Source organism: Amycolatopsis nalaikhensis (assembly GCF_030264295.1).
Taxonomy (GTDB): Bacteria; Actinomycetota; Actinomycetes; order Mycobacteriales; family Pseudonocardiaceae; genus Amycolatopsis; species Amycolatopsis nalaikhensis.
On record NZ_CP127173.1, the window covers coordinates 6,719,425 to 6,731,041 of the forward strand.

General features: G+C 70.4%; 13 protein-coding genes. 6 read left to right on the forward strand and 7 right to left on the reverse strand.

Annotated features, from left to right (window positions below):
• Position 1 precedes the first annotated feature (1 nt).
• Complete coding sequence (locus tag QP939_RS32860; protein WP_285450111.1) at positions 2-622, reverse strand: MSMEG_1061 family FMN-dependent PPOX-type flavoprotein; 621 nt, start codon at positions 620-622, stop codon at positions 2-4.
• Positions 623-678: 56 nt separating this feature from the next.
• Between QP939_RS32860 and QP939_RS32865 the strand changes: the two genes are divergently transcribed.
• Positions 679-1,296: a TetR/AcrR family transcriptional regulator gene (locus tag QP939_RS32865; protein WP_285450112.1), complete on the forward strand. Its 618-nt coding sequence runs from the start codon at positions 679-681 to the stop codon at positions 1,294-1,296.
• Here QP939_RS32865 and QP939_RS32870 read toward each other — a convergent pair.
• The gene (locus tag QP939_RS32870; RefSeq protein ID WP_285450113.1) at positions 1,286-2,548 is read right to left on the reverse strand and encodes a right-handed parallel beta-helix repeat-containing protein; all 1,263 of its coding nucleotides are present in this window, start codon (positions 2,546-2,548) and stop codon (positions 1,286-1,288) included. The genes QP939_RS32865 and QP939_RS32870 overlap by 11 nt on opposite strands.
• A gap of 54 nt (positions 2,549-2,602) precedes the next feature.
• Positions 2,603-3,031, reverse strand: a complete 429-nt coding sequence (locus tag QP939_RS32875) for an iron chaperone (protein WP_285450114.1) — start codon at positions 3,029-3,031, stop codon at positions 2,603-2,605.
• Between the two features lie 106 nt (positions 3,032-3,137).
• Here QP939_RS32875 and QP939_RS32880 point away from each other — a divergent pair, with 106 nt between their 5' ends.
• The gene (locus tag QP939_RS32880; RefSeq protein ID WP_285450116.1) at positions 3,138-3,713 is read left to right on the forward strand and encodes a TetR/AcrR family transcriptional regulator; all 576 of its coding nucleotides are present in this window, start codon (positions 3,138-3,140) and stop codon (positions 3,711-3,713) included.
• Positions 3,714-3,725: 12 nt separating this feature from the next.
• On the opposite strand, the gene QP939_RS32885 is transcribed toward QP939_RS32880, so the two are convergent.
• Positions 3,726-4,301 (reverse strand): LuxR C-terminal-related transcriptional regulator, encoded by a 576-nt coding sequence (locus QP939_RS32885; protein ID WP_285450117.1) that lies wholly within the window; start codon positions 4,299-4,301, stop codon positions 3,726-3,728.
• 22 nt (positions 4,302-4,323) lie between these two features.
• Between QP939_RS32885 and QP939_RS32890 the strand changes: the two genes are divergently transcribed.
• Positions 4,324-5,304, forward strand: coding sequence for a histidine kinase (locus QP939_RS32890; RefSeq protein WP_285450118.1), 981 nt, complete (start codon positions 4,324-4,326; stop codon positions 5,302-5,304).
• Here the strand turns inward: QP939_RS32890 and QP939_RS32895 are convergent.
• From QP939_RS32895 to QP939_RS32905, 3 genes are all read right to left on the reverse strand, one after another.
• Complete coding sequence (locus QP939_RS32895; protein WP_285450119.1) at positions 5,246-5,980, reverse strand: polysaccharide deacetylase family protein; 735 nt, start codon at positions 5,978-5,980, stop codon at positions 5,246-5,248. The genes QP939_RS32890 and QP939_RS32895 overlap by 59 nt on opposite strands.
• A gap of 77 nt (positions 5,981-6,057) precedes the next feature.
• Positions 6,058-6,864 carry an NAD-dependent epimerase/dehydratase family protein gene (locus QP939_RS32900; RefSeq protein ID WP_285450120.1) on the reverse strand — a complete coding sequence of 269 codons (807 nt, stop codon included), beginning with the start codon at positions 6,862-6,864 and terminating at the stop codon, positions 6,058-6,060.
• Between the two features lie 26 nt (positions 6,865-6,890).
• Positions 6,891-7,703, reverse strand: a complete 813-nt coding sequence (locus QP939_RS32905) for an IclR family transcriptional regulator (RefSeq protein WP_285450121.1) — start codon at positions 7,701-7,703, stop codon at positions 6,891-6,893.
• A 159-nt stretch (positions 7,704-7,862) separates the two neighbouring features.
• Here QP939_RS32905 and QP939_RS32910 point away from each other — a divergent pair, with 159 nt between their 5' ends.
• The 3 genes from QP939_RS32910 to QP939_RS32920 are packed head-to-tail and all read left to right on the forward strand — an operon-like array spanning position 7,863 to position 11,615.
• Positions 7,863-9,371, forward strand: a complete 1,509-nt coding sequence (locus tag QP939_RS32910) for a sodium:solute symporter family protein (RefSeq protein WP_285450122.1) — start codon at positions 7,863-7,865, stop codon at positions 9,369-9,371.
• 52 nt (positions 9,372-9,423) lie between these two features.
• Positions 9,424-10,359: a 5-dehydro-4-deoxyglucarate dehydratase gene (locus QP939_RS32915; RefSeq protein WP_285450123.1), complete on the forward strand. Its 936-nt coding sequence runs from the start codon at positions 9,424-9,426 to the stop codon at positions 10,357-10,359.
• Entirely contained in the window at positions 10,359-11,615 is a 1,257-nt protein-coding gene (locus QP939_RS32920) for a glucarate dehydratase family protein (protein WP_285450124.1), read from the forward strand. The genes QP939_RS32915 and QP939_RS32920 overlap by 1 nt, the downstream gene beginning before the upstream one ends.
• Positions 11,616-11,617 lie beyond the last annotated feature (2 nt).

Here is an 11,617-nt window from a genome sequence, read left to right on the forward strand (position 1 = left end):
GTCAGTACAGCTTCCGGTAGCCGTCTTCGAGCAGCTGCTCGAGGAGTTCGGGGTCGGCGCCCATCTGGTCGGCGGCGATCTCGCCGGCCGAGGGCAGTTCGGCGGCGAGGGCCTGGCTCGCCGGGTCCCACAGGCGCGAGCGGATCAGCGCGCGGCCGCAGTGGAAGTACACCTCGGTGACGTCGACGACGATCGCCAGGATCGGCGCCTTCGCCTCGGTGCGCATCCGGGCGAGCACGTCCGGGTCGTCGGTGATGTACGCGCTTCCGTTGACGCGCAGGGTTTCCCGCATGCCGGGGACGAAGAACAGCAGGCCGACGCCGTCGTTCTCGGCGATGTTCCGGAAGGAGTCGGCGATCTTGTTGCCGGGCCGGTCGGGCAGCGCGAGCGTGCGGTCGTCGAGGACCTTCACGAAGCCGGGGTAGTCGCCGCGGGGCGAGCAGTCGGCGCGGCCCGCGGCGTCCGCGGTGGCCAGGGTGAGGAACGGCGAGTGGGCGATGAAGCGCCGGGCGTACCGGTCGACGCGGTCGCCGATCTTGGCTTCGATCATGGCTTCGGGCTCGCCGATCCGGGACCGCACCTCGGCCATGGTGACTCGGCTCAGCGTGTTTGTGCTGGTCATGGCACAATTATGAGCAAATACTCAGATCTTGACTACTCGCTTTCCAGGAGGGTGCCGTGACATCGGGCGAGCGCCGCATCCAGCCACGTAAACAGCCGCGTCAAGTCCGCGCCGAGCTGACCCGGCAGCGGATCCTGACGGCGGCTGCTCACGTTTTCGCCGAGCACGGCTACGCCGCGGGCACCACCAACCGCATCGCCGAGCGGGCCGGCCTCTCCATCGGCTCGCTGTACCAGTACTTCCCGAACAAGGACGCGATCCTGGCCGAGCTGCTGATGCGCCACCTCGACGAAGGCTCGGCGGTCACGGAACGGATCCAGCGCCAGGAGCTGCCGGGCCCGATCGAGGAGGTGTTCCGCGTGTTCGTGCGCGGCGCGATCGAGTCCCACCTCGGCGACCCGCAGCTGCTCCGGCTGCTGATGGAGCAGGCACCGCGTTCGACCGAGCTGCTAGAGAAGGTGGCGCGGCTGAAGCAGTCCCTGGTCTCCTACATGCAGGAGCTGTTCGACACGCACCCGGAGGTCCGGGTGGCGGACACGGAGACGGCGGCCCGGCTCGTCGTGACGACGACGGAGCTGGTCGTCCACCAGCTCATCGCCGACCACGAACCCGTCGACCCGGCCCGGCTGGAGAACGAGCTGGTCGCCATGCTGACCCGCTACGTCACGGAGTGAACTGGTACGCGCCCGCGTCGATCCGGGTGCCGACCGGGTTGCCGTCGACGTCGATGTCCGCGTACTTCGTCGTGCCCAGGCCGATCGCCGGGCTGCCCGATGTCAGGGTCAAGTTCGTCGCCGACGTGAACTTCGGGTCCGCGATCTTGTCCGTCGGTCCCGGGGTGAACTGGCGCTGGCCGCCGTAGAAGACGTTGTGGTCCGTCGCCGTCCAGCCGGTGTCCGCGTAGCCGACCTTCATCGCCGACTGGATCACGTTCTGCGTCAGCTTCAACGTCTGGTTGGTGCAGCCGCCGTAGCAGACGAAACCCTCGGACTCGGCGTTGCTCAGCCGCACGGAGTTGTTGCGGAACACCGTGCCCGTCACCGGGCCGTTGCCGTCCTCGGCGCCGCGCGTCACGATGCCGCCGCGGGTTTTGGCTCCGAAGACCGCGTTGTACTCGTAGACGTTGTTGCGCGACACGCCGTCCGGGTCAGCGGCGTCGGTGCCCAGCTCGGTGAACGACTCGTTGTCCTCGGAAATGTTGTGGTGGATGACGTTGTCCGAGCCGTAGAAGATCTCGACCGCGGCGCCGTCCAGCCCGCCGAAGTCGTCGCTGACCGCGATCGAGCCGCTGATCCGGTTCCAGCCGATGTCGGAACCGTTGCCCTGTACCAGGATCGCGAACGCGCCGGAGTCGTCGTTGCCGCCCGGTGTCACGACGGTCATGTGGTTGTTGTCGACGAGGTCGTTCTGGGTCACCTCGGTGCCGTCGGCGGACGGCGCGATGTAGACGCCCGCGCCGGCCCCGGTGATGTAGTTGGACAGCACCTTGTCGTGGTCGCCGCCGACCTCGACGCCGGCCCACGAGCAGCGCCCGGCGTCGGCCGCGACGCCGACCTGCAGGTCCTGGACCCAGACGTAGTCGCCGGGCAGGTTCACACACGCTTCTTGGTTGCCTTGGACGATCGGGCGGGCGCCGTCGCCGTAGGCGCCGATCTTCACCGGCGCGGACGCCGACCCCGAGCCCTTGACGGCGAGCCCGCCGCTCCACGTGCGGCCGCGGCGCAGCAGCACGGTGTCGCCGGGGTTGAGTGTCGTCGCGGCGACCTTGGCGAGGGACTTCCACGGCGCCGCCTGGGTTCCGGCGGCGCTGTCGCTGCCGAGCGCCTGGTCGACGTAGTAGGTCTTGGTGGCCGCGCCGGCGTCGGGCGCGGTGAACGCGGTGGCCGCGAGGGCGGCGAACACGCCGAGGGGGAGCAGTTTCCACATGGCGTGCGACGGTAAGCCGGGCTCGTACAGGAGCCGTACAAGCCCGGCGGCCGCTCAACTCACCGCTCGCGTCACCAGTTCGGCGATTCTCTTCTCGACGGCCGGAGTCACCGCGGTGAGGGCGAAGCCCGCCGCCCACATCTCGCCGTCGTCGAGGTTCGCCTGGTCGCTGAAGCCGAGGGTCGCGTAGCGCGCCTTGAACTTCTCCGCGCTCTGGAAGAAACAGACGACCTTGCCGTCCAGGGCGTAGGACGGCATGCCGTACCACAGCTTCGGCTCCAGGACCGGGGCGTTCGCCGTGACGACCGCGTGCACGCGCTCGGCCAGCACCCGGTCGGCCGGCGCCATTTCGGCGATCTTCGCGAGCACGTCGCGCTCCGCCTGGGCTGCCTTGTCGGCCTGGGACGCCCGGCGGGCGGCGGTCTTCAGCTCCTTGGCGTGCTCCTTCATCGCGGCGCGCTCTTCGGCCGTGAACGTACTCATGGGATTCTCCTCTCTCTATCGGCACGGTACGTGCCGATGAGCGTCATCATGGACGGCCGGCGAGGAGGCTGTCAATGGCACGGTGCGTGCCGTTAAGATCGGGTGCATGGCCGAGGAACCGCGCCGCCGGGGCGCCGCCCGGACCGACGAACTGCTCCAGGTCACGCTCGAACTGGCGGCCGAGGTCGGGTACGCGGGCCTCAACATCGAAGCCGTCGCGCGCCGGGCGGGCGTCGGGAAGCACACGATCTACCGGCGCTGGCCGAGCATGGCCGCGCTCCTGCTCGACGCGCTCAGCCGCGCGTGGACCACCGACCTCGACTACCACGACACCGGCGACGTCCGCGCCGACCTGCGCGAGCAGTTCCTGCGCTCGGCACCCGCGCTCGCCTCCCCGCCGATCGGGCCCGTCTACCGCGCGGTGATCGCCGAGGCGCAGGCCGACGAGACGCTGCGGGCGACGTTGCACGACCGCTTCCTGCGCACGGTCGAGGAAAGCACGCTCGCGCGGATCACCCGGGCCCAGGAAACCGGCGAGCTCGTCGGCGGTGTCGACCTGACGTTCCCGGCGGAAGTCCTGTGCGGCACGCTCTACTACCGTCACCTGTTGTCGACGCGCGTCGTCGACGAGGTGGCCGTCGACGCGCTGCTGGACATGTTCATGGCCGCGTACGGGACTTAGCCCGCCGGCTCGTCAGTCCCTGGCCAGGAGCGCGGCCTGGGTGCGGCTGGTGACGCCGAGCTTGGCCAGCACGTTGCCGACGTGGACCTTGACCGTCCGCTCGGCCAGCCGCAGCCGGGCCGCGATGTCGCGATTGGACAGTCCTTCGCCGAGCAGCTCCAGCACGTCGCGTTCGCGCGGGGTCAGCGCGCCGCCCGCGCTCAACGCCGAAGCCGCCGCCGGGCTCAGCACCGTGACGCCCTGGTGGGCGGCCCGGACCGCGGCCGCGAGCTCGTCGCCGGAGGAGTCCTTCAGCACGAAGCCCGCCGCGCCCGCGTCGAGGGCCTGCCGGATTTCGCGGGGACGGCCGACCGTGGTCAGCATCAGCACCCGCGGGCCCGCGGGGCCGCGCCGCCGCAGGACTTCGAGACCGTCCATGCCGGGCAGGTAGAGGTCGAGCAGCACGACGTCGGCCTCGACGCGGGAAGCGAGCAGCTCCGGCCCGCTCGCGTACTGCGCGACGACGTCGAGGTCCGAGTGCGCGCCGAGGATCAGCGCGATGCCTTCGCGCACCAACGCGTGGTCGTCGACGACCTGCACCCGGATCATGTCCGCACTCTACTGTCGGCGCATGCGCCAGTCTTTCGTCACGACGGCCGCCACGGCGGCGGTGTTCTTCGCCAGCGGTGCCTGGACCCCGCACCAGGGCTGGGTCGCGGCGCTGCTCAGTGCGGTGCAGCTGGTTCCGCTGCTGTGGTCCCGCCGGGCGCCGTCGGCCGTGCTGGTGGTCGTCACGCTCGCCACGGCCGGGCACCTGCTGCTCGACCAGCCGCGCAACACGATGTACGTGCCGGTGCTGCTCGCGCTGTACAGCACGCCGCAGCGCTGGCTCGCGGCGTCGTCGGCCCTCGCGGTCGGCGCCGCGGTGTTCCCGGCGAAGGGCCCGCTGGACGGCACGGTTCTCGCGGTCACGGTCTGCGCCGTCGCCTGGCTGCTGGGCGCCGAACGCCGTCGCGCGCTCGCCGACCGGGCCGAGCGCGCCGCCCGGCGGCTGCACGACACGCTCGCCCAGACCACGGCCGTGATGCTCGTCCAGGCGGAGACGCTGCGCGCGGTCGGCGACCTGACCGACGCCGACCGCGCGCGCCTGGACACGTTGCTGGCGGCCGGGCGCGGCGCGTTGACGCTGGTCCGCCGCACCCTCGACGACTTGCGCGAAGACGCCGACCGCGCACCGGACCTCGCGGAGGTGCTGGCCCGGCTGCGCACCGCGGGCTTGGTCCTCGACCGCGACCCGGTGCTGCCCGCGCTGCCGCCGCCGGTGCGGGAGCTGGCCGAGCGGTTCGTCGCCGAGACGGCGGTGAACGCGTTGCGCCACAACGGTTCCGGCGTCCGCCTGCGGTTCGACGTCGAGGTGGGCGAGCGGGTGACGATCACCGCGCGGAACCCGCTCAAGGGCACGCCACGCACGGGCGGCGGCTACGGGCTGGCCGGGCTGGCGGAGCAGGCCGGGGGAGCGTTGTCCTTCGGCCCGCGCGACGGCGAGTGGGTGGTCAGCGTCGAGCTGCCAGCAGCCGCGACACGGTCACGAACCGGTAGCCGCGCTGCGTGAGCTGGTCGAGGATCGGCCCGAGCGCTTGGCGGGTCGGCTCGCGCGAGCCGTACATGGCGTGCAGCAGCACGATCGAGCCGGGCCGGACCTGGTTCACGGTCGCCGTGGTGATGGCCGCGGCGTCCGGGGTGCCTTCGGAGTCCGGCTCGACGTCCCACGTGATCGTCGAGCGGTGGTGCTCGGCGAGGTAGCGGGGGAGGGCGAAGAGCTTCTTGCCGTTCGGTGGCCGGAAGAGGATCTCGCCGGTGCGGCCGGTGGTGACGCGGATGAGCGCGTCGGTGGCTTCGACCTCGTCGGCGACCCAGGCGGGCGTCACGCCGATCATCCGCTCGTGCGAGAAGCTGTGGTTCCCGATCTCGTGCCCCGCCTCGGCGATGTCCCTCGCGAGTTCCGGGTGGGCGGCGATATCCCGGCCGATGAGGAAGAAGGTGGCCGGGACCTCGCGCTCGCGAAGCGTGTCGAGGATCGCGTGGGTCCCGGCGGGATCGGGCCCGTCGTCGAAGGTCAGCGCGACGATCTTCTGGTCGGTCTCGACGCGGTTCACGAGGGTGCCGAAGAACTGGAAGGTCCGCGACTTCGACACCTCGAACAGCGTGACCGCGGCGGCGACGACGAGCACCAGCGCACTCGCGACGACGATGGTCCACTTCCGCGCGCGGCGGGATCTCAAGATCATGGGCGCCACCCTGGCCCCGGCACCGGCCCCGGGGAAGCCGCCAAGGTACTACTACCTCCGCGGCTTCCCGGAACTCATCAGAGCGGGTTGAAGACACCCAGCGGCGCGGTGCAGAACGGGCCGCCGACGTACTCGGCCGCGATCCCCGTCGGGCCCGGCTTCGAAGCCAGCTGCTCGGCGTACACCTCCGCATTGTCGTGCGACTTGTAGCCCAGCGCCTCCGCTTCCTCCAGCGAGTAGATCCGCCGCGTGTTGTCCGAGACGCCCCAGATCAGCCGATACCCCGGCGACGGCGCGGAAAGGCAAGCCTCGAACAGCCGGGCACCGTCGTCGGGGGAGAGCCACGTCGTGAGGCCCCTCGGTCCCAGAGGCAACGGCGTCTCGAAACAAGACCCGATCCGGATCACGATCACGTCCATGCCGAACCGCGAGTGGTACAGGCTGCCCAGTGCCTCGATCGCCGCCTTCGAGACGCCGTAGTACGTGTCCGGGCGCGGTGACGAATCCGCCGGGAGGTCGGAGTCGACCCGCCGGAACCCGACCGCGTGGTTGCTCGACGCCAGGATCACGCGCTGGACTCCGGCAAGACGCGCCGCCTCCAGCACCGTGTGCGTCCCGTTGATGTTGACGTCCAGGGTCGCTTCCCACGAGTTCTCGCGGCTGTGCCCGCCCAGGTGGATCACCGCGTCGACGCCTTCGCACGCCGAGGCCATCGCCGCCGCGTCGGTGACCGACGCCGTCACGATCTCTTCGGAGGCGTCCGACGCCGTCTGCGGGGCGACGTCGAGCAGGCGCAGCACCCGGCCGTCGCGCTTCAAGCGGGGCCGCATCAAGGTGCCGACGACGCCCGCCGACCCGGTGATGAGCACGCGCTGGTCCGTCATTGTGTTCCTCTCGATCAGGGCGGCGGTCAGCGAATTCCGGCCCGGCGCAGCTGCTGCCCGAGCTCGGCGGTGGTTTCGGCGAGCAGCTCGCCGACGCGCTGGGCGTCGGCGTCGGTCACCTGGGCGATCGGCATCGAGCAGCTGATCGCGTCCGTGCCCGGGATCCGGTAGGGGATCACCGCGGCGACGCAGCGGACGCCCAGCGTGCCTTCCTCGACCTCGGCGGCGTACCCGCGCTCGCGCGTCGCGGCGCACTCGGCGTGCAGGCCTTCGAGCGTGGTGATGGTGTTCGGGGTCAACGCGGTCAGCGTCGCCGGCAGCATCAGCGCCTCGATCTCGTCGTGCGTCAGCTCGGCCAGCAACGCCTTGCCCAGCGCGGTCGCGTGCGCGGGCAGCGTGCGCCCGACGCGGGAGACGAGGTGCGTCGAGCGCTGCGACTCGCGCGTCTCCAGGTAGACGACCTCGGTGCCGTTGCGGCGCGCGAAGTGCGCGGTGAAGCCGGTCTTCTCGCGGATCCGCTCGAGCGCCTCGGTGGCGAACGGGACCACGGGGTCGCGGTCCAGGTACGCCGTGCCGCAGATCAGCGCACGGACGCCGAGGCGGTAGCGGGCGGTGTTGGCGTCGGCCTCCAGCCAGCCCGCCTCCAGCAGCGTGCGGAGCAGGCCGTGCAGCGACGAGCGCGGAAAGCCCGTGCGCGCGTGGAGGTCCGAAAGGGACAGCCAGACGTCGTTCGCCGCGAACGTCTCGATGAGGTCGACGGCCCGGCGCGCGGACTTCACGCCCGACGACTCGGCGGGGGCGCCGTCGGCCGCCACCGGGTTGTCCACCTTCTGCGGCATTTGTGTGCCTCCGTCCGGCCGTTGACTTGTGACTCCGGCCATATTAGCGTCCCGAACAACGTTCTTATGGATGAACATAATCACTATAACAGACTCTGTTCATGGATGTGAACATCTCGTTCGAGACCGCATCGACGTGGACGCGGAAGGGAGCCTGCGGTGCACGCACTCGACTGGACGATGATCTGCGCGTACTTCGCGCTGATGATCGTGATCGGCTGGTGGTCGCACAAACGGGTCAGCGACGTGAAGGACTTCTTCACCGCCGGCGGGAAGATGCCGTGGTGGCTGGCCGGCATCTCGCACCACATGTCCGGCTACAGCGCCGTGCTCTTCGTCGCGTACGCGGGCGTCGCGTACACCTCCGGCGTCACCGTCTACTTCTGGGGCTTCGCCAGCATCGGCATCGGCGTGGGCATCGGCAGCTGGCTGTTCGCCGCGCGCTGGAACCGGTTGCGCTCGAAGCTCGGTGTCGCGTCGCCGCTCGAGTACCTGGCGAAGCGGTACAACGTGCCGACGCAGCAGGCCCTCGCCTGGAGCGGCAGCCTGCTGAAGATCTTCGACATCGCGGCCAAGTGGTTCGCCGTCGCGACGCTGCTGCACGTCTTCGCGGGCCTCGACTACAACCTGGGCATCCTGATCACCGGCGCGGTCACCCTCGTCTACTGCACCATCGGCGGCCTGTGGGCCGACGCGCTCACCGACTTCGGCCAGTTCGTCATCCAGGCCATCGCCGCGATCGTGATGATCGTCGTCGTGCTCGGCAAGCTGGGCGGCATCTCCGCGCTCTGGACGATGTGGGACAAGCTGCCCGAAGGCCACGTCGACCCCGTCACGTCCAAGTACACCACCATCTTCCTGCTGGTCTACGTGCTCGTGAAGACGCTGGAGTACAACGGAGGCATGTGGAACCTGGCGCAGCGCTACATGGCGGCGCCGAACACCCACGAAGCCCGGCGCGGCGCGCGGCTTTCGTCGGCGCTGTACCTTTTGTGGCCGCTGGTGCTGATGTTCCCGATGTTCGCGGCGCCGCTGCTCATCCCCGGCGTCAAGGACCCGACGCAGTCCTACGCGATCATGACGACGACGTTCCTGCCGCCGGGCCTGGTCGGCCTGGTGCTGGCCGGGATCTTCTCGCACACCATGGCGATGGTCTCTTCCGACGCCAACGCGATCTCCGCGGTGATCACCCGCGACATGATCCCGGCGATGTTCCGCCGCACCCGCCAGTGGACCGACGTCCAGGGCCTCAAGGCCGCCCGGATCACCACGGTGATCTTCGTCGCCCTGACCATGCTCGTGGCCACCCAGGCGCAGAACCTCGGTGGCGTGCTGCAGATCGTCGTCAACTGGGTCGCCGCGCTGATGGGCCCGATCTCGATCCCGCTGCTGCTGGGCATGCTGCCGTGGTTCCGCAAGTGCGGCCCGCGCGCCGCGCTGATCTCCTGGGCGGGCGGCCTGATCGACTACGCGCTGGTGTACTACGTCTTCAAGGCCAACCAGACGGTCCTGATCGCGACGCCGATCCTCGTGTCGCTCGCGCTGTACATCGGCCTCGGGCTGCTGGCGCCCGAGCGCAGCGCGGTGACTGATGAGATCGTCGACACCGTGAACTCCGACGACGACGTCGACCGCACCACGCGGGACGGCACGACCGTGCCCGCCTGACCGACGCCGGCCCACCCCCGGCCGCACCCGACAAACGGAGAGCAGAAAACAGATGGCACAGACCGAGATCGCGCTGGACGGCCTGCTGGCGTTCCCCCTCACCCCGTTCACCGAGGACCTCGAGGTCAACCTCGACGCGCTCGCGGAGAACGTGGAAAGCCACATCGCGGCGGGCGCCGGCGCGCTGTTCGTCGCGTGCGGCACGGGCGAATTCAGCTCCCTGTCGCCGGCCGAGCACGCCGCGGTGCTCGCGAAGACCCGTGAGGTCGCCGCGGGCCGGGTCCCGGTCTGGGTGGGCGCGGGCGGGGGTGCCGCCTCGGCGCGGGCCGGGATCGCGGCGGCGCAGGAGGGGGGCGCGGACGGCGTCCTGCTCCTGCCGCCGTACCTGGTCACCGGGCCGCCGTCGGGCCTGGTCGACTTCGTCCGGTACGCCGTGGGCGACTCGTCGGTGCCGGTGATCGTCTACCACCGCGGCACCGGCGTCTTCACCGCGCAGACGGCGGCGGCGCTGCTCGACATCCCGTCCGTCGTCGGCCTCAAGGACGGCTACGGCGACGTCGAGGTGATGACCCGGATCGTCACCACCATCCGCGCGCTGGACACCGACCGGGCGCGGAAGTTCCTGTTCTTCAACGGGTTGCCGACCGCGGAGGTGTCGGCCAAGGCGTACGCCTCGATCGGCGTCGCGCGGTACTCCTCGGCGGTGCACTGCTTCGCGCCGGAGATCGCGCACCGCTTCCACCGCGCGCTCGGCGAGGGCGACACGCGCGTGATGGACGCGCTGCTGACCGGCTTCTACCTGCCGCTGGTGGCGTTGCGCGACGAGACGCCTGGTTTCGCGGTGTCGCTGGTCAAGGCCGCCGCCCGGCTGCGCGGCGACAAGGTCGGCCCGGTCCGGCCGCCGCTGGTCGAGCCGACGCCGGAGCAGATCCACCGGCTCGAGAAGATCGTGGAGGACGGCTTCGTCACGCTGAAGGGGCTCGGCTGATGAAGATCCTGGACGTGGTGCTGACGCCGGTCGCGTTCGCCGACCCGCCGCTGCTCAACGTGATGGGCGTGCACGAGCCCTTCGCGCTGCGCAGTGTCGTGCAGGTGAAGTGCGAGGACGGCGTCGTCGGGCTGGGTGAGTCCTATGGGGACTCCGCGTTCCTCGGCGAGGTGCGCAAGGTGCTGCCGCGGCTGCGCGGCCACGACGTTTTCGATCTGCCCGGCCTGCAGCGGCTGGTCGCCGAGGCGCTGGCGGACACCGTGCTGACCGACGCGCACGGCCTGATCGGCGGCTTCTCCATCCGCAAGACCGTGGCGAGCGTGTACTCCCTGTTCGAGGTCGCCTGCCTGGACGCGCAGGGCCACTACCTCGGCCGCCCGGTGACCGACCTGCTCGGCGGCAAGGCCCGCGACGCCGTCGAGTTCTCCGCGTACCTGTTCTACAAGTACGGCAAGCACGTCGACGGCCGCGAAGACACCTGGGGCGAGATCACCACGCCGGAAACCCTGGTGGGTTCGGCGAAGCGGATGATCGACGAGTACGGCTTCCGCTCGATCAAGCTCAAGGGCGGCGTCTTCGAGCCCGCGCAGGAGGTCGACGGGATCCGCGCGCTGGCCGAGGCGTTCCCCGGGCACCCGCTGCGGATCGACCCGAACGGCGCGTGGACGGTCGAGACCGGCATCCGCGTGGCATCCGAATTGGACGGTGTGCTGGAGTACCTCGAAGATCCGACGCCGGGAATCGAGGGCATGGCGCGGGTGGCGGCCGAGGCGTCGATGCCGCTGGCCACCAACATGTGCGTGGTGAACCACGGCGACCTCGAGCCGGGCTTCCGGGCCCGCGCGATCGGCGTGCTGCTGTCGGACCACCACTTCTGGGGCGGCCTGCGGGCGACGCAGGCGCTGTCGGTGACGTGTGAGAGCTTCGGCGTCGGCCTGTCGATGCACTCCAACAGCCACCTCGGGATCAGCCTGGCCGCGATGGTCCAGGTCGCCGCGGCGACGCCACACCTGACCTACGCCTGCGACACGCACTGGCCGTGGAAGGTCGAGGACGTCATCCAGCCGGGTGTGCTGGAGTTCCGCGAGGGTGCCGTCGCGGTGCCGACCACGCCGGGGCTCGGGATCACCCTCGACGAGGACGCCCTGGCCCGCCTGCACGAGAACTACGTCCGATGTGGACTGACCAAACGGGACGACGTGACCTACATGCGCCGGTACGTGGCCGGGTTCGAGCCGAACACGGCGAGGTGGTGACC

What these genes read in the sequence shown, in the direction of transcription:
- QP939_RS32880 (WP_285450116.1), top strand. Translation starts at nt 3,138, where the DNA reads ATGGCCGAGGAACCGCGCCGCCGGGGCGCCGCCCGGACCGACGAACTG.
- QP939_RS32920 (WP_285450124.1), top strand. Translation starts at nt 10,359, where the DNA reads ATGAAGATCCTGGACGTGGTGCTGACGCCGGTCGCGTTCGCCGACCCG.
- QP939_RS32900 (WP_285450120.1), bottom strand. Translation starts at nt 6,864, where the DNA reads ATGACGGACCAGCGCGTGCTCATCACCGGGTCGGCGGGCGTCGTCGGC.
- QP939_RS32885 (WP_285450117.1), bottom strand. Translation starts at nt 4,301, where the DNA reads ATGATCCGGGTGCAGGTCGTCGACGACCACGCGTTGGTGCGCGAAGGC.
- QP939_RS32870 (WP_285450113.1), bottom strand. Translation starts at nt 2,548, where the DNA reads ATGTGGAAACTGCTCCCCCTCGGCGTGTTCGCCGCCCTCGCGGCCACC.
- QP939_RS32890 (WP_285450118.1), top strand. Translation starts at nt 4,324, where the DNA reads ATGCGCCAGTCTTTCGTCACGACGGCCGCCACGGCGGCGGTGTTCTTC.
- QP939_RS32875 (WP_285450114.1), bottom strand. Translation starts at nt 3,031, where the DNA reads ATGAGTACGTTCACGGCCGAAGAGCGCGCCGCGATGAAGGAGCACGCC.
- QP939_RS32915 (WP_285450123.1), top strand. Translation starts at nt 9,424, where the DNA reads ATGGCACAGACCGAGATCGCGCTGGACGGCCTGCTGGCGTTCCCCCTC.
- QP939_RS32895 (WP_285450119.1), bottom strand. Translation starts at nt 5,980, where the DNA reads ATGATCTTGAGATCCCGCCGCGCGCGGAAGTGGACCATCGTCGTCGCG.
- QP939_RS32860 (WP_285450111.1), bottom strand. Translation starts at nt 622, where the DNA reads ATGACCAGCACAAACACGCTGAGCCGAGTCACCATGGCCGAGGTGCGG.
- QP939_RS32905 (WP_285450121.1), bottom strand. Translation starts at nt 7,703, where the DNA reads ATGCCGCAGAAGGTGGACAACCCGGTGGCGGCCGACGGCGCCCCCGCC.